19 protein-coding genes are annotated in these 24,575 nt (G+C 37.5%); 6 read left to right on the top strand and 13 right to left on the bottom strand.

Going from position 1 to position 24,575, the window contains the following annotated elements:
• Nucleotide 1 precedes the first annotated feature (1 nt).
• The gene (locus tag ABDJ41_RS11025) at nucleotides 2-1,486 is read right to left on the bottom strand and encodes an alpha-amylase (RefSeq protein ID WP_349786058.1); all 1,485 of its coding nucleotides are present in this window, start codon (nucleotides 1,484-1,486) and stop codon (nucleotides 2-4) included.
• A gap of 55 nt (nucleotides 1,487-1,541) precedes the next feature.
• On the opposite strand from ABDJ41_RS11025, the gene ABDJ41_RS11020 reads away from it, so the two are divergent.
• Both ABDJ41_RS11020 and ABDJ41_RS11015 read left to right on the top strand, forming a co-directional pair.
• The gene (locus tag ABDJ41_RS11020; RefSeq protein ID WP_349786057.1) at nucleotides 1,542-2,930 is read left to right on the top strand and encodes a phosphatase PAP2 family protein; all 1,389 of its coding nucleotides are present in this window, start codon (nucleotides 1,542-1,544) and stop codon (nucleotides 2,928-2,930) included.
• A gap of 244 nt (nucleotides 2,931-3,174) precedes the next feature.
• Nucleotides 3,175-3,696 (top strand): acyl-CoA thioesterase, encoded by a 522-nt coding sequence (locus ABDJ41_RS11015; protein WP_349786056.1) that lies wholly within the window; start codon nucleotides 3,175-3,177, stop codon nucleotides 3,694-3,696.
• Nucleotides 3,697-3,896: 200 nt separating this feature from the next.
• Here ABDJ41_RS11015 and ABDJ41_RS11010 read toward each other — a convergent pair whose 3' ends face one another.
• From ABDJ41_RS11010 to ABDJ41_RS10980, 7 genes are all read right to left on the bottom strand, one after another.
• Entirely contained in the window at nucleotides 3,897-4,313 is a 417-nt protein-coding gene (locus ABDJ41_RS11010; protein ID WP_349786055.1) for an EVE domain-containing protein, read from the bottom strand.
• Nucleotides 4,314-4,375: 62 nt separating this feature from the next.
• On the bottom strand, nucleotides 4,376-5,272 hold the full coding sequence (locus tag ABDJ41_RS11005) for a LysR substrate-binding domain-containing protein (protein WP_349786054.1): 897 nt from the start codon (nucleotides 5,270-5,272) through the stop codon (nucleotides 4,376-4,378).
• A gap of 153 nt (nucleotides 5,273-5,425) precedes the next feature.
• Nucleotides 5,426-6,349 (bottom strand): molybdate ABC transporter substrate-binding protein, encoded by a 924-nt coding sequence (locus ABDJ41_RS11000; protein ID WP_349786053.1) that lies wholly within the window; start codon nucleotides 6,347-6,349, stop codon nucleotides 5,426-5,428.
• 13 nt (nucleotides 6,350-6,362) lie between these two features.
• Nucleotides 6,363-6,851 (bottom strand): DsrE family protein, encoded by a 489-nt coding sequence (locus ABDJ41_RS10995; protein WP_349786052.1) that lies wholly within the window; start codon nucleotides 6,849-6,851, stop codon nucleotides 6,363-6,365.
• A gap of 16 nt (nucleotides 6,852-6,867) precedes the next feature.
• The gene (locus ABDJ41_RS10990; RefSeq protein ID WP_349786051.1) at nucleotides 6,868-7,908 is read right to left on the bottom strand and encodes a c-type cytochrome; all 1,041 of its coding nucleotides are present in this window, start codon (nucleotides 7,906-7,908) and stop codon (nucleotides 6,868-6,870) included.
• A 101-nt stretch (nucleotides 7,909-8,009) separates the two neighbouring features.
• Nucleotides 8,010-10,169, bottom strand: coding sequence for a cation:proton antiporter (locus tag ABDJ41_RS10985; protein ID WP_349786050.1), 2,160 nt, complete (start codon nucleotides 10,167-10,169; stop codon nucleotides 8,010-8,012).
• A gap of 16 nt (nucleotides 10,170-10,185) precedes the next feature.
• Complete coding sequence (locus ABDJ41_RS10980) at nucleotides 10,186-10,752, bottom strand: hypothetical protein (RefSeq protein ID WP_349786049.1); 567 nt, start codon at nucleotides 10,750-10,752, stop codon at nucleotides 10,186-10,188.
• An 80-nt stretch (nucleotides 10,753-10,832) separates the two neighbouring features.
• Here ABDJ41_RS10980 and ABDJ41_RS10975 point away from each other — a divergent pair, with 80 nt between their 5' ends.
• On the top strand, nucleotides 10,833-11,687 hold the full coding sequence (locus ABDJ41_RS10975; protein WP_349786048.1) for a helix-turn-helix domain-containing protein: 855 nt from the start codon (nucleotides 10,833-10,835) through the stop codon (nucleotides 11,685-11,687).
• Between the two features lie 35 nt (nucleotides 11,688-11,722).
• Nucleotides 11,723-12,802 (top strand): acyltransferase family protein, encoded by a 1,080-nt coding sequence (locus ABDJ41_RS10970; protein ID WP_349786047.1) that lies wholly within the window; start codon nucleotides 11,723-11,725, stop codon nucleotides 12,800-12,802.
• A gap of 2 nt (nucleotides 12,803-12,804) precedes the next feature.
• Here the strand turns inward: ABDJ41_RS10970 and ABDJ41_RS10965 are convergent, their stop codons facing one another.
• The 4 genes from ABDJ41_RS10965 to ABDJ41_RS10950 form a co-directional block, all read right to left on the bottom strand.
• Nucleotides 12,805-15,525 carry a family 78 glycoside hydrolase catalytic domain gene (locus ABDJ41_RS10965; protein WP_349786046.1) on the bottom strand — a complete coding sequence of 907 codons (2,721 nt, stop codon included), beginning with the start codon at nucleotides 15,523-15,525 and terminating at the stop codon, nucleotides 12,805-12,807.
• Between the two features lie 144 nt (nucleotides 15,526-15,669).
• Entirely contained in the window at nucleotides 15,670-18,858 is a 3,189-nt protein-coding gene (locus ABDJ41_RS10960; protein WP_349786045.1) for an efflux RND transporter permease subunit, read from the bottom strand.
• A 24-nt stretch (nucleotides 18,859-18,882) separates the two neighbouring features.
• A complete protein-coding gene (locus ABDJ41_RS10955) occupies nucleotides 18,883-20,031 on the bottom strand; it encodes an efflux RND transporter periplasmic adaptor subunit (protein WP_349786044.1) in 1,149 nt (382 codons plus the stop codon).
• Between the two features lie 8 nt (nucleotides 20,032-20,039).
• Nucleotides 20,040-21,446, bottom strand: coding sequence for a TolC family protein (locus ABDJ41_RS10950; RefSeq protein WP_349786043.1), 1,407 nt, complete (start codon nucleotides 21,444-21,446; stop codon nucleotides 20,040-20,042).
• Between the two features lie 217 nt (nucleotides 21,447-21,663).
• On the opposite strand from ABDJ41_RS10950, the gene ABDJ41_RS10945 reads away from it, so the two are divergent.
• Nucleotides 21,664-22,755 carry a sensor histidine kinase gene (locus ABDJ41_RS10945; protein ID WP_349786042.1) on the top strand — a complete coding sequence of 364 codons (1,092 nt, stop codon included), beginning with the start codon at nucleotides 21,664-21,666 and terminating at the stop codon, nucleotides 22,753-22,755.
• Between the two features lie 10 nt (nucleotides 22,756-22,765).
• Nucleotides 22,766-23,533: a LytR/AlgR family response regulator transcription factor gene (locus ABDJ41_RS10940; RefSeq protein WP_349786041.1), complete on the top strand. Its 768-nt coding sequence runs from the start codon at nucleotides 22,766-22,768 to the stop codon at nucleotides 23,531-23,533.
• On the opposite strand, the gene holA is transcribed toward ABDJ41_RS10940, so the two are convergent.
• A complete protein-coding gene (gene holA / locus ABDJ41_RS10935) occupies nucleotides 23,530-24,555 on the bottom strand; it encodes a DNA polymerase III subunit delta (protein ID WP_349786377.1) in 1,026 nt (341 codons plus the stop codon). The two genes, ABDJ41_RS10940 and holA, sit on opposite strands and share 4 nt — an antisense overlap.
• Nucleotides 24,556-24,575 lie beyond the last annotated feature (20 nt).

The raw sequence follows: 24,575 nt of genomic DNA, 5'->3' as shown, positions 1-24,575 counted from the left end.
TTTAAGAAGAGAATACCCATACAGAAACGCTACCCGCATTACAATAGAATTCTCCACAGCCATTTTCATCGATTAATACTTCTTCTTTTCTGACACCAAGTGCATCAATCATTACCTTTCCTGTGTGCCCAGTACCAATCTTCATCAACTTCATCCCCATTTCACCATTACTCATTAATACTGCAATACCTGACTGCTCTCTTTCTTCAATTCCCTCTCTTGTCCAACCGATACAAGTTGGAAAATCCAGGTAATCATGCTGTATGCCAAAGGCACGGTCTCTACGAATCCCAATCATTTCAGGCAATACAGCTAATGCCACCAGCTCTACTCCGGTTTCATACCCCTCTTCCGTCTTGTCTATATATTTTGCACCAAATAGATCGGGATAAAATATACAAGGGATCCCTCCTTCTCTGAATAAGATTAAAGCATAAGCCAAAGGCCTGAACCAGAAATCTATGTAGGATTCTAAAGCCTGTAAAGGCTGTGAGTCATGATTATCCACAAATGTTACAGCTAATAAAGGTTGAGCTTGAACCAGCGTATCATCAAAAATCTTTGTCAGATCGTACATCTTTGTCGTCGAGGCCATGAACAAATTATGATGCAATAAAGAATCAAATAATTGCATTCTTCCTCCTGTAATATTGATGTAATGCTGCAAAGATTCTACAGATTCAATGTTCCAGTTTTCAGCTACAAAGAAAAAGTCTAATCCACAGGCAGCCTTCATATGGTCAATCCAGTCAATCAGAAAATCTGAAGAGATATGTTTCACCGCATCCAAACGAAATCCTTTCATTCCGCAAGTATGATAATACCATTCTCCCCATCGTTTTACCTCCTCTCTAACCGCAGAATTTCTATATTCAATATCATTAAACATCAGGTAATCATAATTACCTAACTCCAATGATGGAACTTCTTCCCAACCATCGCCATACTCATTCTGAATGCTGTAAATACCAGTTTCCTTTAAGTCCTCAGCCCAATCTACTCCACTAAAACAATTCTTATCCCATACAAAATCAGAATAAGCTTTGTTTCTCCCCGGAAAAGTAAACTTTGTCCAGGCCTCTATATTAAACACCGCTGAAGTAAATGCCAATCTGTTTTCAGGATCGACAGTCCTCACAGGTACCTGTTCCAGTTCATCACCTCCTGCCTTATGGTTTAAAACCACATCAGCTATTGCAACTATACCATTATCCTGAAATACTTTTATAGCTTCCTGATAATCTAATTTATTTCCAAATCTGGTTTCAACAGTATTCTTCTGATCAAATTCGCCAAGATCGAAAAGATCATAAGGGTCGTAACCAATCGATGTTGCACCGGATTCAGCTTTATAAGCGGGAGGCAACCAAACACCTGTAATCCCTTTTTCAGCTAGAGATTGGGCATCTTTTTTAGCCTTAATCCATAACTTGTCTTCCTCATTATAATACCAATGAAAATATTGCAGCAGAGTTTGATTATCCATGTATAACAATAATACAAAAAACCGTATTTTGTTTGCCTGTTATACACATCTATTTATGCCCTTGAAAAAAAGCTACCATTGTGCGCTCCTAATCCTATTTTTTATTAATGCAATAACCGTCAAGGCACAATATGCTGATAGTATTTCAACAGCTAGAACAATAGATAACTCTTTCTGGAAAAGTAAATTTACAGAAAAGGCAGCAGTACCAGCTATATTGTTTGGTGCAACAGCCCTTACCTGGTCTAAAAGAGAAGAAATCCGGGAAGTACGCAATCGCTACATTCCAACATTTAGGTATCATTTTGACGATTACCTTCAATATGCTCCAGGAGTTGCAGTTCTAGGCCTAAATGCAATGGGTGTTAAGGGTAAACATTCACCAAAACGAATGATTGCTTCATATGGTTTCTCTATGGCAATCATGGGCATATTGGTAAATAGCATAAAGCGTACTGCTGGCGTTCAACGTCCTGATGCAAGCTCCAAGAATTCATTCCCCTCCGGCCATACTGCGATGGCTTTTACCAATGCGACAGTGTTACACAAAGAATATGGAACCTATCGACATCCCTTATATAGTGTTGGAGGATATACAGCTGCAACAGTAACCGCTTTAGGTAGAGGTCTGAATAACCGTCATTGGGTAACAGATGTATTGGCTGGTGCAGGGCTAGGAATTGCCTCTACTGAACTTGGTTACTTTTTGGCCGATCAGATTTTTAAAAATAAAGGGATGAACGCTCCCTTAAGAAACAACCCTGTCCCCATTAATAATAAACCCAGCTTTTTAGAATTACATCTTGGATATACTGTAGCGACCAGTGATCATCTTGCCCTGGCCACTTCAGATGAACTTTATGTAAAATCAGGTTTTAACTTTGGTATTGAAGGGGCCTGGTTCCCTTGTAAAAACTTTGGATTTGGAGGGGAGTTTGCTTTCAGTAGTTTCCCTGTTGGCTCAGATCGTATCGCTCCAGACCCAGACTTTCAGGATATCAGCGATGGCATATATACTCAACCTGTAGGCATCAGATATTTCAACATTGGACCTTATTTCAGTCTGCCATTGCCATACAATTGGTTCGTTACCGCAAAACTAAATACAGGTATGTCTCTAGGTAGTACCGGGAATATTATTTTGAATCTTAATGATCAAACTGAGAATGAGACAGGCAAAACTGAAATCCCTCTTTTAAAATACAAGCCAAAACCAGCTCCAAGTTGGACAGCCGGTATTGGCTTACAAAAAAGAATAGGACGTAATATGGCCATCAAAGTTTACGGTACTTATTTCAACTCTAAACATAACTTCGAATTGAACGGCCTGCAGGATATAGATGATGACGGTAAATTAATATATGAAAAACTTCCAGAAAGCCTTTCCAAACTTAAATTCAACCACTTTACATTTGGAACTGGCCTTACAGCATTTATTTGGTAGTGCTGCATAATTAGATTTAATCACAAATTGATCAAAAAGTGCCTATCTACAGACTTTTATATGACCCGGGGTCATACAGAGTCATACAACACTCATAGGAGACTCATACAATACTCATACAAACCATAGAACACAACAACATTACCATTTAAAAAACAACAAGTTACAATAAAAATTTATAAAAAAAAGCTGTTTTATTCAGTGTGTGTCAGGTTGTTCAATTTTGATTACTTTTGCAGCTGCTATGAGTACAAAAATTAAAAGCCCGAAAGATTCCTTCACCATCATGAATGAGTTGGTATTGCCTAATGATACCAATACCCTTAACAATTTAATGGGTGGAAGGCTATTACATTGGATGGACATTGCTGCTGCTATTTCTGCACAGAAACATTGCAACCGTATTGTAGTTACTGCTTCAGTAGACAATGTTTCTTTTAAGCAACCAATCAAATTGGGGGATGTGATTACTATTGAGGCTAAAGTTACCAGAGCCTTTAATACTTCAGTTGAAGTACGTCTGGATGTATGGGCTGAAAATATTCCATCTGGAGCAAGAGTAAAATCAAATGAGGCTTATTATACTTTTGTAGCAGTAGATCAAAGTGGAAGAACCATTCCTGTTCCTGAGTTAATTCCTGAAACCGCAGATGAAGAAGAATTATTTGCAGGTGCATTGAGAAGAAGACAGCTTCGCCTGATATTAGGAGGCAAAATGAAACCTAATGATGCGATTGAATTAAAAGCGTTATTTTTTCCGGAGTAAAGGGAAAAATAACCATTCTCTTCTGCGACTGGCATCTTTTTCTGAAGGGAAAAAGCGCCTGAGGTCGCCTCTGAGAAGGTAATTTTTCGGGTCAAAGCAAGTAGTACAGGCATACTCAATAAAACAAAACATACCTTTTTGAAAGGTCTTAGCGCTTCCTGATTTTTCATCAGGAAGATGCAGACTTGAAAAGGAATGGTTTATTTTGACCCCATTTCGAGGATTTTATCAAACTCTACTGCTTTTAAAGGCATTACAGAAAGGCGTCCCTGGCGAACCAAAGAAATATCTTTAAGACTTTCTTCTGCTTTAATTTGTTCAAGACTTACTGGATTTTTCAACGCTTCAACAGGTACTAGATCTACAACAACCCAGTTAGCATTATCAGTAGTAGGATCCTGATAAAATTCCTTTACCACCTTAGCAATACCAACCACGTTCTTACCCTCATTACTATGGTAAAACAATACCAGATCGCCCTCTTTCATTTCTTTCAGGTTGTTACGTGCCTGATAATTCCGCACTCCGTCCCAAAAGGTACGCTTGTCTTCATTAAATTTATCCCAGCTGTATTTAAAAGGTTCACTTTTTACTAACCAATATTGAGTATTTTTCATATTTATAAAGCTACAAATGGCAAAAATATACTTTTTATCCTTAATTCCTTATCAGTAAATTATTAGCTTGAAAAAGAAGAGTCAGAGAATTTCTTTTTAGCAAATTTGTAGAAAACTTCTGGCAAGCGGTTAATAACACCTTGTGGGTGAACAAAGAAAAAATCACGTTTCACTTCAAATCCCTCAATATCTACAACTTTTAATTCTCCACCTTTAAGCTCTTTCATAATAGAATAAACGGATAAGTAAGCCACACAATTACTATGCAGTAGAAAGTTTTTGATACTTTCTGTACTGGCCAGGATGACTTTGATATTCAGATCATGCCAATTTACTCCAATCTGCAATAATGCTTTTCGCAACACATCATTCGTTCCGGAGCCTTGTTCACGGATAACAAACTCCAGATCAAGAAGGTCCTTTGGCCTTATAAAATCTCTGCCTTTAATTTTCGAATTAGCCTGACTAGCTACAAGCACCAGTTCATCTTTTAAGAAGGCTTCATATTTCAGACATGAATTATTTGAAAGCCCTTCTAAAATCCCCAGATCTATGGTTTTCTCAGAAAGCCATTGTTCTACTTGTTGTGAGTTGCCATGCAAAACTTTAATCTGAGTAGAAGGATAGGCAGCATGAAAATCCGCAAGGATATTTGGAACAATATAATTGGATAACGTTGTACTCGCTCCTAAACGCAAGTCACCAGAAATCTTTCCGTCAAGCATGTCAAGACCTTCATTGATCTGTTCATATACTGCATTAAGCTCCTGAGCATATTTATAAATTAATTGCCCCGCTTCAGTCACCATTAAACGATTACCGTTTCTTTCAAAAAGACTTTTACCTGCCTGGATTTCAAATTCATGTATACTTTTACTTACCGCTGGTTGTGAGATATTTAGTTCTTGTGCTGCTTTAGTGAAACTTAAATGTTTTACAGCAGCAAAAAAAACTGCCATTTTGAAATCGATATTTATCATAAACCTTATTACTCATTCAAAATTACCTAAACAAAAATGAGCCTAAGATCAATATAACAAATATGTTAAAAAAATGCTGCTTATATGTCAGAAAAATCCATCCTACCTTATAAACAGCATTTAAAATCATCCTTAGTCTGTTTCAAAACCATATTTCCTATAGATACTTTTAGCTTCTTCTGAGGTTAAAAAATCTACAAAAAGCTTCGCTTCTTTTGGATGAGGTGCATTTTTAAGTTGACCGGCCATATAAGTTGCCCGGATATTATCTTCTTTAGGAATCACAACTTCATCTACAGGATGACCAATCATCTTTTGATATACGACTTCTGAAGTCCACACCGGAGCTACATCACTTTCGCCATAAAGAATGCGCATAGGGCTCTCACGATGGTGAATTCTTGTAAGATAAGTACTGCCATCGTTAACTTTGTCCTTCATCACTGCACTGTATAATGCTTCTCCACCAACACTTCGATAAGCCTTTTCAATTTGTCGACCAATACCTTCCCATGCAGGATTAGGCATGGATATCTTAAGTGTAGCATTCCTAAGATCTTTTAAACCGGTCATCTTCTTTGGATTCCCCTTCTGCACCATCAAAGTCAGCTTGTTATATGCATAAATATGTGTGCTGCTGAAATGATGTAACATCGATTGAATACGATCTTTTCCTGCCGTATACACATCAGGCTTGGTTGTAATCCTAAGGTTCCCCAAGGTTAATGAACCGCCTTCAATCTGTTTTGCCAAAATCCCCGGAGGAAGGGTCTCCACAAAGATTCTTTGAATTTCAGGGTGCTTACGACGAAAGCCTGCTAAAAGATCGTCTACACACATGAATTGATTTCCAGCAAAGAAAACTACCAATTGTGGATTCTCAATATCTCCATATAAATCAGGAACATTATTAATGCCTGGAACTGTAAATTCCACGGCCGATTTAGGAGGATTGTTCCATGGCGGATCAAACCGATGCTTGTCCTGAGCATTTACTTGAAAGATCGACGCTAAAAATATATTGGCCATGAAGATGGCCATACGTGTAATATTCATTCTTTAAATTAAGTTAAGGTTTAACTATAGTCCATCCATCAGCAGCTCTGATTACCAGCTCTCCATTTCCGGTAGGCACATAACCAATAAAATCAAAAAGCTCTGTCTTTTCTATTTTTCGTTCTTTTAGCGTGTTTAAACATTGAACTACCAATACACCTTTATCTACTAGAGCCTTCAGTGCGGCCTCATATTCACTACCTTTCTTATAAGCTTCTGTGCCTCCTGAAAAAGCAACAAGCTCAATTTGTATTTTGCCCTTTAAGCGAGGGTCCTCTAACAGATTATTGATGTTTCTAATGGCCTTCTTAATGATATCCGGCGCTCCCTGATCCATCTGATATATTGCCTTGTACATAGATTTTTTAGCCTGTGCTCCAGTGTAATTTTTGTTAGTTTCCAAACGGCTTTGTGCCTGGACACTGGCAGTAAATCCGAAGATGATCATTACTGCAAAAAAGATGTTTTTCATTCTCATATATTTCATTTTTATGTGGTTCATTTTTAATGATTTTAATCTATTTCTTTGCGAAATTAAAAGGACCGTACTTATGTTGTTGCTGTGAAATATTGTCTGCATAGGGTGGATAAGCACAATCCTTAGGTTTTTTAGCCAGATTAGGGTAATCATTTTCTTTCCCGTCTTTTACGGGACGCAACTGACTATTTATATACGCTGCAACATCGTATGCTTCCTCGTCAGAAAGCACAGGACTGTCGTGCGTTACACCCAAAGGCATATTTCCCTTAATAAATTTAGCTGCAGTGAGCACACGAGCCATTCCAGCACCGTCATTATAAGAGTCATTGCCCCATAAGGGAGGAAAAACAAACCCTCCTTCACGATTTCCTTCTGATCCTCTTACACCCTGTCCATCGACAGCATGACAGGAAACACAATGCTTTTGATATACCAATGCACCCTCTTTAGGATTAGCTGCTCGATCTGGGGCTTTAAAATCTACAAATCCCTGTCCTTTTAACCTTGTGCCAACAGCAACATTCTTGCTAAGATGCTTAATATAGGTAATCATGCCACGCATTTCCTCACTATTTACATCTATCGCACGCCCATTCATACTGCGTTCAAGACATCCATTTATACGTTCTTCTAAAGATTCCACTTTGTTTTCTCTCCCTATATAAATTGGAAATACTGCACTCAATCCAACATAAGGCGCTGCATAGAGCTTTGTACCTGCATTAAGATGGCAACTACTACAAGCCAAACGGTTTCCTGTAATTCCCTTTTTTGTGTCTGGCCCAATCAAAGCATAAGTTTCAGTGATCAAACGATGTCCATATTTTGCCAACTTCCCTTCATCTGTATCTGCAAATACCGGAACTTCAAAATCATCAGCAATAGCTAGTACTTCAGTTTTTTCTTTTACTTCAGACTTCGTTTCTTGTTTCTCTTCTGTATTCTTTTCATGATGTTGGGCACCACCTTGCTGAATCAATACCAGTAATCCTACAATCAATAAAACCCCAGTCATCGCCAACAGCCGGGCATATCTGGAAAGTCGTCTCAATATATTATTTGTTTCTATTTGGTTCATGACACAAACATAGCCTTGTTGACCCAAGCATTTAATTGAATATATTTTATGCCCAATCACCACTGGTTATCAATGCAAACCCTATGTATTATATGGGAAATCTATTTCTTGAATAGACCTTTCACATATTTACCTGCTTTACCCAATGCCCCGATCTGTTCAGAAATTGTTTCAATTAAATAGCTATCTGTCTGTTCAATATTACCCATATTGATACCTGATTCTAATTGTTTAGGGTATAGAATTAGCAAACTTTGTTCAACAAAATAATTCGATAAGTAATAAGGAAGTCTACCCATTTGAGGAACATATGAATCATGGCCTTTACGGGAAGAGACAATAACAAACAGGTCATCGGGTTTTAATTCCCTGCTAAAGATCAAAAAGTCATCCCAATTACCGAATTCATTAAAACTAACCTTAATTGCCACAGGGTTTCTTTCAATCACTTTAACAACAGCATCATTAGTTGATGTTGTCCCATAAAATTTCACTGGTATTCCTGCTTCCTTAGCAATCATCATCAGCTTTTTCAGCCAGTGTAAAAAGCCGGGTTCTGTTTCTGCTTTCGGAGGCATTGCTATAACAACTCGTTTAAATGTATTCAGAGGTTGTGTTGGTTTATAAATATAGATTGTCTCATGAACCCGTTTAATAATGTTTCCGGCTTTTGCACCTAGAAAAGTATCCTGATCCGCCTGTTTGTGCATACCAATTACAATATCACCGATACCATGTTCTTTAATGGTGTATACAATTCCATTACTAATGCTCGAATCATACCTTGTTATAGGAATAATACTATTTTCTGAAGATACCGCATGAGAAATCGCTTTCTCTATAACCTTTTTTGAATTACTTGTTTGCTGGCTAACATCTCTTTCGTCGTCAATAACATTCAGACCATAAATAGAGGTATGGCTTTTTTTAGATTTCAACATGATACCAAAATCTACCAGATGCGTAACCATGTTAGGGTAAGCTAAAGACACTAATATCTTTTCATTTACCTGGTCATCTACCGGATTGCTATCTTCCTCATCAAGGGCTAATTTCTTAGATGCACCTTCTACAACAAAAGAACTCACTCCACAGCTAACCAATATCAATAAGATCGTACCATTTAGTACATCCTCATTCAATAACCTTATTGGCTCTCCAGACGCTGTTTCTCCAATAATGATATTATATCCTACCAAAATAATTGCTAAGGTAGCCGCTGCATGAGATGCACTTAAACCAAAGATCATCGTTCCTTCAGCTTTAGTTAACTTAAATATCTTCTGCGTTAACCAGGCTGCCAGATACTTGGTCGACAGGGCAACTACAAGAATTATACCTGCAACTTTCAATGCTCCCCAACCCTTTACAAGAACTGTAACATCTACAAGCATCCCCACACTGATCAGGAAGAAGGGAATAAACAAAGCGTTACCTACAAAGTCAATCCGGTTCATTAAAGGTGAGCTGTGTGGTACAAACTTATTGAGAACGAGTCCTGAAAAGAATGCACCAATAATAGCCTCTACTCCCGCTGCTTCTGCCATAAAAGATGCCAGAAATACCATTGCCAATACAAAAATATATTGAGAGATGCTATCATCAAAATGCTTAAAAAACCATCTGATTACAATCGGGAAGATTGCAAAAACAACACTTACGAATACGAGTGTCGACATACCCAACTGAATCCAGAAAGCCGAAGAAACATCCTGCTTTGTCATACCTGCGATTCCGGCAAGAATAAGAAGGGCAAGAATATCAGTAATCATAGTTCCACCTACAGTCATGCTTACTGCCTGATTTCTGATCACACCATATTTACTAGCAATGGGATAAGATACCAGTGTATGTGTTGAAAACATACTAGCTAGTAACAAGGAAGACAAAAAGCCATATCCCAATATATAATAACTAGTTAACGTCCCAACTACCAGTGGAAATATAAAGGTGAGTAATCCGAAAACCAAAATCCGTTTTTTATTCTTTTTAAACTCAGCCAAATCAATTTCAAGACCAGCAAGAAACATGATATACAATAGACCAACTGTACCAAATAATACGATACTACTATCTCTTTTAAGTAGATTTAAACCGTACGGGCCAACTATCAATCCGGCTATAATTAGTCCAATAATATGAGGAACCTTTATTTTATTAAATAGTATCGGGGCAAATAATATGATGAATAAAACCAAGGAAAAGATAATCACCGGGTTCTGTAAGGGTAATGTATAATCTAAAGAAGATAATAATATCATAAGCTGATTCTGAATGTTATTTTACCTTCCTGGCATTTAACTCATAAACTATTTTACAGTTAGTCTGTTTAATTTCTCTTAGCCCATCCATTCTGGTATCATTGATGAAATTGAGCGTTGCACCAATTAAAGCCTCCGGGTTCTGTTTTTCATCAACTATTTTCAGGGCATTATTTTTATAAGTACCTACGTATGTCCTGATAAGTACTGGTCCTGAATAAGCCTTCACCAATATCTTATTATCATTTTCGTCATAACTAATATACCACTGCTCATTTTTAGTATCACCAATAGCAGATCCATCACAATTGGTTTCAGTACAGCTCATCTTCACATTCCACTTGCCAATAATTGCTGCATTATAAACAGGAATAGAATCTATTTGTTTTTTAGCACTATCAAGAGAATTCTGCTCCATATCCAATTCCAATTCCTTCGCTTTTAAACGTTGCTCCCAGGCCGCTAACTCTTGTTCTTTCAAAGTAACAGCCTCTTGTTGTTGCTTCAGCTTTTCCCGTTCATTGGGTCCACAACTTTGCAAAAAAACAATCATAATAAATAACAGGATCGGAAATCGTTTCATAAGGTATACAGTTACATAATTCAGTATGCCCGCAAAATACAAAAAAACTTTATGTTAAAATTTCAACAAATTTTAATATATTGAAGAACGAGAAATTACCGGTGATGGATATAGTAAAATATAAGGGCCTACATCCTGCTCTGAAAGAGTTTGTAGAATCCATATTTTATATGAGCCGTGATGTTGAAGAGGATGGCTTTTTCTTTCAGATAGCCCTACCCAACTACGAATGTTTTTTGAGTTTTGAATGCGACACAGATTTTGTAGTTAGAAAGGGGGGAGATCAAGTTTTTTCACCACTTTATACTGCTACAGTTATCCCACCTCAATTTGTAAAAACTGAAATTAAAGGTAAAAACATCAAGGCCATCATTGTAAAATTTAAAGACGGTGGTTTCTATAGATTATTTAAAATTCCCATTCCTCTTTTTAAAAATAAATGCTGCAATGCAAGGGATGTCTTTGATTACGAATTTTCGATGGTGTACGATCAGATTATGGAGCGACCAGATCCTGAGAAGAAAATTAAAGTAGTGGAGGATTTTTTACTAAAAAAAGTAATTAACAGTAAACCCTTTGCTCTTTTAGATCTTGCTGCTGAAAAGATATTATTAAGCCAAGGTAATACCCCTATAGTGGATTTAGCCTCCAATGCATGCATGAGTGTAAGACAAATGCAACGCAAATTTATGGAGCAATTCGGCCTGTCACCCAAACACTATTCAAAATTTGTCAGATACACCAATGCCCGCCAAATGAAATCCTCATTTCCGTATTTAACATGGGGAGAAATCTCTTTGCGTTGTGGTTATTTTGATCAGATGCACCTGATTCATGATTTTAAATCTATCACAGGATTAACTCCTTTTGAGCTGTTTATCCACCCGATAAATTCAAATGCTTTTGGAGAAATCCAAACACAATTTAAAGAATAGCAGAACTGTTTTCAATAGAATAGCTATCATTGTAAATGAACACGAATGAACTAAACCCTGAAATTTTAAAAACCAAACAACATTTCGAAATACTTGATGGATTAAGAGGAGTAGCTGCAATAGCTATTGTCGTGTTTCATTTTATGGAAATAGTGTATCTGCCGGAGAAAAATTTCATTGCACATGGGTTTTTAGCGGTAGATTTCTTTTTTTGTTTATCAGGATTTGTAATCGCTTATGCTTATGATGACAGAATTGGAAAAATGGGACTTTCAACATTTTTTAAATCCAGATTGATCCGTTTACATCCTATGGTCATCGCTGGAACAGTTTTAGGGTTAAGCGCCTTTCTCTTTAATCCATTTGGCATACCTGAAGGGTATACTACAGGAAAAATAGCATTGATCTTTTTTGCCACACTCCTGATGATCCCCAATCCTGTAATGGCCGACCGATATTTTAACATTTTCGGGTTAAATGCACCAGCCTGGTCATTGTTTTGGGAATATGTAGCCAATATTATCTACGCTTTGGTACTTTACCGGTTAAAACGTGGTTTTTTAATAGTTTTAGCAGCAATTGCTGCAATTACGCTCTGCTATGTAAGTCATCGTGCTAATGGTAGCTTATTAGGCGGATGGGCTGGTGAAAATTTTTGGGATGGCGGTGCAAGAATAGCTTATTCATTTCTGGCAGGAATGATCATCTTCCGATTCAACTGGATCATAAAAAACAAGTTGGGCTTTTTGGGATTATCGGCCTTGCTGTTACTAGCTTTCCTCCTTCCACATAGCGAATTGAACTGGCTTACCCAACCATTGGTAGTACTGGTTTATTTCCCCTTACTTGTGACGATCGGTGCCGGAGCAAACCTTTCACAGCGTTTAAAAGCAATCTGTGTATTTTTAGGTAAACTCTCTTACCCGCTATATATGACTCATTATGCTGTAATGTGGATTTTTGCGAGTTATTATACCAAGTATCAACCAGGCCTGACATTATTGGTAAGCATCATCATTGGTGGTACAGTCTTATTAATTGGCTTTGCTTATTTGATCATGAAATTTTATGACACTCCTTTAAGAGCTTATTTAACCAATAAAAGAAAAAGCTAACATTATTTGTTCATCAGGTATTCAAAATGATATGTTCCGGAACCCAATTCCACACTCTCATTTTTAGAGTCGCCTTTAAGCTTCTTTAGATATTTTAGTTCTTCTATTGCATTATTGTTTTCTGTGATTTTAGCACCTGCAGCGTTAGGAAATACTATAGTTGCCTGTGTATTAACTGGTATAATTACATCAAGTATGAATTTACCATTCTCAATTTTCCAGTTTGACTTTGCAGTACCATAAAGGGTTTCAAGCTTAGCAATAGCATTGGTAAATTTACCACCAGGACTTGGCTCTATCCGTATCTTTTTATATCCTGCTTCAGCTGCATTAAGTCCCGCTACCCGCTTATACATCCAATCTCCAATCGCGCCATAAGCATAATGGTTAAAGGAATTCATTGAAGTATTTTGAAAACTGCCATCAGTCTTAATACCATCCCATCTTTCCCAGATTGTAGTAGCTCCCATTTTTACAGGATATAGCCAGGAAGGATAGGTTTCCTGGAATAATAATGCATAAGCGATATCATCATATCCAAAACGACTCAACACATGACAGATGTAAGGAGTACCAAGAAATCCCGTAGTAATATGATTTTTGTACGATTTAATATTCTCTACCAATCTTGCTGCAGCTTGAGGGCGAAGACTTTCAGGTAGCATATCAAAATTCAAAGCCAGTACATAGGCAGTCTGAGAATTAGAAACCAGGCGACCTGAGGGAGTTACATACTCTTTCAAAAATGCATCCTTAACTTTTTCAAGCAAGGCGGTATATTTTATTACATCTTCCTTATTCCCAAGAACTTCTGCAGCCTTAATTATGTTTTGTGTAGAAGCCGCAAAAAAAGTCTGTGCAATCAGATGCTTATCAGTAATTGCTGCCTTTCCATCGCGATCGTCAGCCATTGTATAAAAAAGCCAATCTCCATAATGTGTCCCATTGTTCCACAGATTATTGCTAGCCACACTACTGATGTAGTCAACCCATTTTTTCATACTTGTATATTGAGCAGACAGTATACCTTTATCTCCATAAACCCAATAAAAGTCCCATGGAATGATCGTCGCCGCATCTGCCCATCCTGCTGATCCATCAGTACCTCGCCTTTGAGTTATAGGTATTACAGCCGGAACCCGCCCATCTTCATACTGATCTGCCTTCAGATCGCCCAGCCACTTTTTGAAGAAAGAACTTACATTCATATTATAAGCTGCAGTATTAAAAAACACCTGTGCATCGCCAGTCCAGCCCAATCTTTCGTCGCGTTGAGGGCAATCGGTTGGCACATCCACGAAGTTTCCTTTCTGTCCCCATTGTATGTTATGCTGCAACTGATTAATCTGTTTATCAGATGAGGCAAAAAATCCAGTTGGTGCCATATCAGAATAAATTGCCACTGCAGTTAAGTTGCTTTCATCTAATTCACCCGGATATGTTACCTTGATATACCTGAATCCCTGAAAAGTAAAATGTGGTTCCAGAAACTGATCTTTACCATTAAGGATAAATGTATTTTCCTGTAGTGCAGATCTCAGATTACTTGTGTAAAAATTACCTTCTTTATCCAGCACTTCTGCATGATTAATTTTCAGGATCTCACCACTTTTTCCTTTTATTTTGATTTGAACCCATCCTACCAGGTTTTGCCCGAAATCAACCACCGTTTCTCCTTTAGGTGTCCTGATAAATTTTAGTGGCTTAAACTGTTCCTTTCTGATTACAGGCGGCGCTTCCTGAACTATAAGGTTATCTAATGAAGTCTCCAGCACTCTTACACCTTTCCATTTCGCTGTAGTCTTAGAATTAATGGGCAAATCCAGTCTGGAGTCAAATGTCTCTCCATTATAGATGTCAGCTGCTCTGATTGGCCCCTCAAATGAGGATTTCCAACTGCCATCAGAACTAATCACTTGTTTTTTACCATCAGCCATTGTGATCTCCAATTGATACAGGAGTCCAACTTCCTTTCCGTACCAGTTGCGTTTTTTGTTCCATTGTAAAAAGCCTCTGTACCAACCATCACCTATAGACACTACAGCAGCATTCTCACCAGTTGTCAACAGGCTGGTTACATCATAAGTCTGATACTGCAATCTTTTTGTATAACTGGTCCAGCCTGGTGTAAGCAAGTTTTCACTAATCTTTTTACCGTTTAACTTTGCTTCATAAATGCCATGTGCAGTAATATATAAACGAGCATCTTTTATTGGAGAACCGATATTAAATGACCTAAAAAATGTAGGAACAGGCCCAGATGCTCCATCAGTGATTTCCTCGGTCTCTATCCACTTGGCAGTCCATTCCGAACTATTCATTATTCCTGTTTCAAAATACTGAACTTCGCTCCATGCTGATGAGTTTTTATGATTATCTGTTATTCTTACCTGCCAGTAATAACGTTGCTTTGATTTTAGAGGAGAACCTGCATAGGCTATATGCACAGACTGTTCCGTATCTACTTTACCACTTCCCCAGGTCAGGTTTTGATTTTTAGACAATAATTCTTTCTGGGTAGCAAGTCTCAACTCATAGGTTTTTTGCATAGTTTGTTTCAGCTGACTATTTATCTTCCAACTGAAATGTATGTCATGAGCATCAATACCAATAGGGTTGACTTTATAATTAACGGTCAGATCAGAAACGCTAAGCTTTTGAGCAAATGCAGCAACAGCAACAAACTGCATTAAAAATAATGCAATAATTTTCTTGACAGGCATAGTTCAATATTTGGTTTAGAGAACTAAATATACATATAAGCAAACACTAACTGTCATGTACTGTCATGGTTCACTCTTATAAAAAAAGGCCGATCAATGATCGGCCTCTCTAGTTATATCAAATAATATCGCTAATTTTTAATCTTATGTTTCAGCGTCGGGTTCTGCGTGTAAAACATCCTTATGTGCATTTGCATCATAATTTGCTTCCAACTCTGCTAACTTTTTCTTTCCATAAGCCAGCTTTGTAATTAACACAAACAATACCGGTACAATAAATAAGGCTAAGATAGTTGCCGACAACATACCTCCAATCACTGTCCAACCAATTGTCTGTCTGGAAACAGCACCTGCACCTACTGATAGTGCCAAAGGAACAACTCCTAAAATGAAAGCTAAAGAGGTCATCACAATCGGACGTAACCTTAACTTCACTGCTTCTATCGTTGATGGAATTAATCCCATTCCCCAGTCTACCCTCTCCTTAGCAAACTCAACAATCAGAATCGCATTCTTCGCCGAAAGTCCAATCAAGGTAATCAAACCTACCTGAGCATAAATATTGTTATCCAGATGAGGTAAGAAAATCAATGCTAAAATAGCACCAAATAATCCTAAAGGAACACTTAATAAAATTGAGAACGGAACAGACCAGCTCTCATATAAAGAGGCTAATAACAAGAACACAAACACAATAATTAAGGCAAAGATCACTGTGGTGCTATCCCCGGCTTCCTGCTCCTGCTGACTCATTCCAGAGAAGTTGTAATTATAACCCGCAGGCAAAGTTTCAGCCGCAATTTTCTCTAAAGCAGCCAATGCCTCCCCACTACTTCTTCCAGGTTTTGCAGCACCACTAATTTCAATAGATCTGAACAAATTATAGTGATTAATTACAGAAGGGTTCTCTACTTTCTTATAAGAAACCATTGTTCCCAATGGAACAGGAATACCTTTTATGTTTTTCACATAAAGCTGATTTAAATCTTCTATCTTACTTCTGTAATTGGTATCCGCCTGTGCTACAACCCTGAAGCTTCTACCATATTTGGTAAAGTCGTTGATATAAGCACTACCAAAGTAAGATGAAATGGTATTGTAAACAGCCCCGATAGAAACACCCATTTTCTTTACCTGGTCACGGTCAACATGAAGTTTATAGTTCGGTGTATTCGAGCTAAACAAAGTGTAAGCCATTCCTATTGCCGGATCTTGATTGGCAGCCATTAAAAATTTACCAATTACCTCCTGGAACTTTTTAATATCACCAGTTTGCTGTTCCTGAATCTGCAAAGTGAAACCACCACTAAAACCTAAACCTGGAATTGGAGGTGGTTGCACTGCAATTACACTTCCTTCTTTATCACCAGCAAAAGTTCCCTGCACCTTGGCCACAACATCTGCCACATTTGTTTTACGTTCATCCCAATGGTTCAACTGTACAAAGAAAGTTGCTGCATTTGATTTAAATGAACCATTTAAGATGTTAATTCCTGAAATAGAAGTTACGTTTTTGATTTCAGGATTATCTTTACGGATCTTTTCAACAATTCTGTTTACAAAAGCATCAGTTCTTACTGCAGATGAACCTTCAGGCAAAGTTGCACCCATAATGAACACACCAGCATCCTCATTAGGAATAAAACCTGATGGTTTAGCGCTGAAAAGACCAACCGTGCCAACATAAATACATACTAGTAATACCATTACTAAAGGTGCTTTTTTCAAACACCATTGTACACCTCTGGAGTACTTACTAGTTACCCTGGCAAACCAGGTGTTAAACTTGTAGAAAAACTTGTTCATGCCTTTTGAATCCTTATCGATATTCATTGGCTTCAACATGATTGAACACAATGCAGGTGTAAGGGTTAAGGCTATAAATGCTGAAATCAATACTGAGATTGCAATGGTAATTGCAAACTGTTGATACAACTGTCCTACCATTCCCGGAATAAATCCTACAGGGACAAATACCGCAGCCAAAATTAATGCAATTGCAATAACCGGAGCTGTAATATCTTTCATTGCTTTTCTCGTCGCTTCTTTAGCAGACAAACCTTCATTATCTATATAATGTTGCACAGCTTCAACCACAACAATCGCATCATCCACCACAATACCTATGGCAAGAACAAAACCAAACAAGGTTAATACGTTTACCGAGAAGCCCAATAGGTTAAAGAAAATGAACGTACCAATTATAGAAACCGGAATCGCCAATACAGGAATTATAGTTGCTCTCCAGCTTTGAAGGAACAAGAAAACCACTACAGTTACCAAAATTAGCGCTTCGATTAATGTTTTAACAACACCATCAATAGATACATTTACGATAGATACCGTTTCATATCCAATTGTATAATCCAAATCCTCAGGGAACGATTTTTTTAACTGATCAAGCGTTTTGATAATTCCATCATAAGTTTGAACCGCATTCCCCCCAGGAGTCTGATAAATACCCATCATAGATGCCGATTTACCATTAATCTGAGAATTAATGCTATAAGTAAACTCTCCCAATTCAATTCTCGCAACATCTTTTAAATATACGGCAGAACCATCTGCAGCTGTTTTAACAATGATATTTCTGAATTCTTCTTCCGTGCTCAAATCGCCATCCATGATCACCGAAAACTCGAAAGTCTGGTTTTCCTTTTGTGGCGGCCCACCTACACTACCTCCGGGAATACGTGTGTTCTGCTCCTGAATAGCTGCAGAAACCTCTGTCGGAGTAATTCCAAGGGCAGCCATTTTATCAGCATTCAGCCATACACGCATACTAAAGGGTTGTCCGAATGCCATGGCATCTCCTACACCTTTAACCCTTAAAATGGCATCTTTAATGTACAAGTTGACATAGTTAGACAAGAACTTCTGGTCGTACGTACCATTTGGAGAATGCAGGCCAAGTACCATCAGCATATCTGTATTAGCCTTTTTGGTCGTCACCCCTAACCTTCTTACTGCTTCCGGCAATGAAGGTTCGGCAATGCCCACCCGGTTTTGTACGTCCAGGGCTGCAATGTCAATATCTGTTCCTACTTCAAAAGTTACTGTAATCGTCGAACGACCATCCGCTGTACTTGAAGAAGTCAGATATTTCATACCTGGGGTACCATTAATCTGACTTTCTATAGGTGTCGTTACCGTTTGTTCAACGGTTTGCGCATCCGCGCCTGTATAAGTAGCACTCACCGTAACTGTTGGCGGTGCAATATTCGGGTACTGGCTCACTGGTAGTCCGGTTAGTACAATAGTACCCACCAGGACAATCAGTATGGAGATAACAATTGCTGTTACCGGCCGTTTTATAAATACATCTGAGATCATAATGTCTTAAAATATTTTGAACTATTATTTTGCTGTTTTTGCAACCGCATTTTCTTGAGTAGATGGTGTTGGCTGTACTACAGCACCTGGTCTTACATTCTGTGCACCTTCTGAGACAATTACTTCTCCCGCATTTAAGCCCTGAGTTACAACAACCTTCTGTCCAGTTTCAGCACCAAGCTTGATCATTCGTTGTTGTGCTTTACTGCTATCTCCAACTACATAAACCATATATTCACCCAATTGCTCAGATACAGATTTGTAAGGAATGGTTAACTGCTTAGTTTCAGCTTTGTTTAAAACCTTAACATTACAAGTCATGCCACTTAACAACATTCCAGATGCATTTGGATAACTGATTCTTACTTTAATAGTTCCTGTTCCAGGATCTACTGAACGATCTACGGCAACAATTTTACCTGCCATCTGCAACACACTCTTATCCTGAAGTTCAATACTAAAAACTGAATCTTTAACTGTTGCAGGGTTTTTCTGTAGCTTTAAAAAGCGTGGAATATCTTTTTGGTTTATCGCAATATCAACAGCGATTGGATCATTTGTTGATACCGTATTTAATAGTGTAGACCCCGGACTTACCAATGCACCTGCTTTTACCTGAGAGATACCTATAGTACCTGTTAGTGGAGAGACGATTACAGAACGATTAAGGTTTGCTTTTGCCGTGGCTAAAGCCGCCTCTGCTACTGCAACCTGCGATGCCGCATTTGCCATATCAGTAATTGCATAATCTACTCTTTGTTTAGCTACAGCTTCCTGCTTTGCTAAATTAGTGTAACGCTCTGCATCTTTTTTTGCTTTAAGATGATTGGCCTTAGCTACTTGCAGATTAGCATTTGCAGAGTTGTAAGCAGCAAGGTAATTGGTACGGTCTATTTCGTATAGTTTTTGTCCTTTGGTCACTTTCTGACCATCTTGTACAAAGATACCTGTAACATAACCACCCACCTCTGCCCTCAGTTCAACTTCATTTAGAGCCACAACTACGCCTGGATAGGTATCAACTGTTGTAACTTCCTCTTCTGCTACGGTATAAACACTTACCGGTGTCGCCGCTGGTGGTGCCATCTGAGCAGGTTTGTCTGAACTCCCGCATGATGCTAAGAAAACAGTACCTAATATTAAAATTCCTGGTTTTATCGAATTAAAGTTCATCGCTAATTTTATTGAGTAATGGTTATTGTTCCTAATGCCTGTTGCACATCTAATTTTGCAGAAAGCAAACTGTAAAGTGCATTTAGATAATTGAGTTGTGAAGTTCTTAGATCAGTCTCGGCCGTCATCAGATCCAGGTATGTTTTAATACCTTCATCATATTGAAGCTTGATCGTACCATAAACTTGTTTAGAAATTTCCTGATTTTCATTTGCAGTTTTCCAATCATTTAAGCCTGCTTTATAAGTTGCCATAGCCTGCTCATATTGACTATTGATTTGATTTCTGGTATTCTCCAGATCTAAATCAATTCGTTTCTCCAATAATTGGGATTTACGGATTTCCTGAGTACGCTTTGTTCCTTGAAAAATAGGAATGCTCAATTTCAATCCTGCCATCGATCCTGGATAAGACTCCTTATATAAATTTTTAAAGTCATTATTCATATAGTTCCAGCTGTAATTTGCAAAAGCAGAAAGCTTAGGCATATAGGCCAGTTTATTATAAGAAGTATTGATTTGTTGCAACTGTCGTTGAGTTTCCAACTGTTTGTATTCAATTCTATTGTTATAATTAAGCACCTGTGCTGTATCTAACAACACCTCCTGCTCCATACCTTTTTCATGGAACATCAGACTTAAATCTTTACTCGCATCATAACCAATGATAGACTTTAAGTACGCATACTTAAATTTCAACAACTCTTGCGTTCTTTTTCTGTCAGCCTTAGCGTTGCTCAAGCTGATTTGTGCTCTTTGAAAGTCGGTTTTATCAACTAAACCTGCGTCATACTGCGCTTTAGCATCTTTAAATTGCTTTTCTAAACGAGAGATGTTCTCATCTATAATTTTAAACTGCTCCTGACTCGTTAAGATGTCATAAAAAGCTTTACTCACTTCAACTACTGTTGTAATTTTAGTGTTTTCAGTACCTTGTTTGTACTGTTGTCTGTAATACTTAGCTGATTTAGAAGCCTGAATTAGGCCTGCATTTAATAATTGCTGATCAGCTTGCAAAGTAATGCCTGAAGTGTTTTTAGTACCTAAAGTCATGTACGAAGTCTGTCCATCAACTGTTAAAGCGTTAACCTGCTGTTTCATGTTGTGGTTAAAACTTGCGTCTGCATTGATCTGAGGTAGCCAACCAGAAAGTGCCGACTTAATGTCGCGCTCACCAATTTCTTCATCTACCAAGCTCTGTTTTACACCAGGCTTATTTTTAAGCGCATAGTTAATCACATCCTGCAACGATGCTTGTTGCAATACTGTCTTTGTGCTGTCGGTCTGCGCAAAAATATACGTAGGAAAGAAGACCGCCGCCATCACAAAAAACACAAATGATATTTTATTTACATTCATATTGTCTTTCGAATTGAGAATTTTGAAGCTGCAAAAGTAATTTTCTCTTGAAGCCATGTTGGTAAAAGTTGACCGAACTCTTCAATTTTGAGACTGAACCGACGCATAAGCAAACTCAAATGAATTTGATTTATGTAAATTTATAACCCATGAAACAGATCGGTTGGGTAAGAGGATTATCCGCTTTAGTTTTAAGATTGAGCTATTCGGTTAACTTTTATCATCAGATTGTCTTTTTTATAGTAACATTGTACCAAAATCCCATAAAAATTAAATGACATTAAAGAAAGAATCACAAGACTTTTATAAATATCTCAGGTTTATTACTATTCCTGTGGTATTTATTGGTTTCTATTTGCTGTCTTATATGATTAATCCATATAGACCCTGGTCTTCATTCTTCCATAGAGAGACCAGTGCAATTCTGGGCGAATGGGGATTTGTTTTGATATTCTGTTTTTTAATAACCGAGATCTGTCTAACTATAGCCCGGATATTGGATAGAAAAATTCCCTGGGTATCACACCCTTTATCACGGTTTGTACTTCAATTTAGTATACAGATTATTGTTTCTATTCTGTTTCTTTATTTTTATATGAATGCTTCGCTTACTGTTTTTGGAGGCCAGATGAAATTTAGTGACCTCAATTCCCTGGCATTGCGACAGTCATTTGTAGTCAGCACATTATTATCTGTATTGATCAGTTTAATTTTTACGGGCAATTTCTTTTTACAACAATGGAAAGCCGCTATGCTTGAAACCTCAAATTTGAATTTAAAGGCTGCTGAGCTAAAGCAAATTGCACTTGAATCAGAGTTGCAATCGCTCAAAATGCAACTTGACCCACATTTTATGTTTAACAACTTCAGCACACTTTCTGCGTTGATTGAAGATGATACAAATGCAGCACAGCATTTTTTAGAAAAACTGTCACGTGTTTACAGATACATGATTATCAATGTTCATAAAAACGTTATTTCTGTAGAGGAAGAAATTCGTTTTGCAGAAGCTTATTTTTACCTGATCAAAATACGGCTCGGCGAAAACATAAAAATGCAGATCAACCTTAGTGAAGAAGTTCTTAAAAAAGGAATCCCACCTATTACACTACAATTACTAATTGAAAATGCGATTAAACATAATACAGCCTCACGCTCAAAGTCACTAACGATCAATATTAATGAAGACGAACAGCAAAATCTGATCATTACCAATTCGCTGCAACGGCTAAACTATAATATTCCCTCTACCGGTACAGGTTTAAAAAACATTGAAAGTCGTTATCGTTTGCTGTCCGACAAACTTCCAGAAGTTACAGAAACGGAGGATCTGTTTATTGTGAAATTACCTTTAATGAACATTTAACAAATATGCAATGAAATTACTGATTATTGAAGATGAGAAGCATAATGCTAACAGACTGTCAGCGATGATTAAGGAGCTTAATCCTGACATCTCTATTGTTGGCGTATTGGAAAGTGTGGCGGATAGTATTGAATGGTTTTCTTCAAATCAGCAGACTGACCTTATTTTAATGGATGTACGTCTGGCAGATGGACTTTGCTTTGAAATTTTCTCAGCTTGCAATATCACAACACCCGTTATTTTTACAACCGCCTACGATGAATATGCAATACGTGCTTTTAAAGTGAATAGTATTGATTATCTGCTAAAACCGATTCATAAAGAAGAATTGGGTTCTGCATTGGCTAAATATGATCAGCTAACAAAGCTTATAGGCAAACAGCAGTCTGATCCGATGATTTCCAATCTGATTGATATCATTAAAAAACAGGATCCTGTTTATCGCTCGCGCTTCTTAATCCAGATAAATGATGGCTATAAAACAATTGTAGTCAATGACATCGATTACATCTATTCTGAATTCAAGATTACAAATCTTGTTCTTGAAAACGGCCAGGAACATGCTGTTCCTTATACCATGGATGAAATGGAAGAACAACTAGACCCCGCAATTTTTTTTAGAGCAAACAGACAGCATATTATCAGTATCAATAGCATAAAAGATATTCATAACTTCTTCAACGGAAAATTGAAAGTTATTCTAAACAAATACCCTGATGCAGAAATTTTTATCAGTCGGGAAAAGGCTGCAGCTTTTAAACAATGGCTGGATCATTAATGCAGCATTTTAAATAATAACTCCTTTAATAACTCCCCGTCGGTCGTATTACCAGTACTATCCACTCCTTTGCTTTTCAAATCATATTCCCTCATCAAACTAATGATGTCGAAAGTTTTAGGTAGACTATAATTACGAGCAGCTGTCTCATAATCTTTGACAAAGTAAGGGTTTACCCCCAGTTCTTTTGCTGCATCTCCTTTATTGGGTAAATAGTGGTATTTAAGGATTTTCGCGAAATAGGCATTCAGATTAGCCATCACCATTACCATAGGATTCGCCTTTGGATTATCAGCAAAGTAATTGATGATCTGGTTGCATTTAAGTACATTTTTAACAGCTAGTGCCTTTTGTAACTCAAATACATTATATTCTTTACTAATACCTATGTTCTTCTGAACAATGTCAGTATCAATGGTGGTTTCTTTACTAATATTTAAAATCAGTTTCTCTACCTCATTGGCAATTTTAGAAAGATCGGTACCCAGATATTCTGCCATTAAAGCCGATGCCTGCGGAGCAATTTTATAACCTTTCTCAGCCACCAATCCATCTATCCATTGAGCTAATTTATAATCGCGCACCAAATCCGACTGGAAAACAACACCGTTTTTATCTATTGCTTTATAGATCTTTTTACGTTTATCGAAGTTGCCGTATTTATAACCTAAAACCAAAATTGTACTTGGCAGTGGTTTCTCGAAATAGCTCAGTACAAATTCAGCTGTTTTACTATTACCTTCTGTTTCTTTTGCCCATTTCAAATCCTGCGCTTCTTTTACGATTACAAGCTGATAATCAGACATCATTGGATAACGCTTGGCAGCATTCATAACGGTTGCCATATCGGTATCTTTTCCATATAAAACAGTTTGATTAAAACCTTTTTCCATATCATTCAGAATATGTTCCTCCATATAATGGATGATCTGATCTATATAATAAGGTTCTTCACCATGTAACAGGTAAACAGGTTTAAACTTTCTTGCTTTAATGTCTTTTATTATGTCGGCAGCACTCATATGATGAGCCAAACTTAGAT

The sequence above is a fragment of the Pedobacter sp. ASV1-7 genome (assembly GCF_040203335.1).
GTDB lineage: Bacteria > Bacteroidota > Bacteroidia > Sphingobacteriales > Sphingobacteriaceae > Pedobacter.
This window is presented reverse-complemented; position numbering and strand designations above follow the sequence as displayed.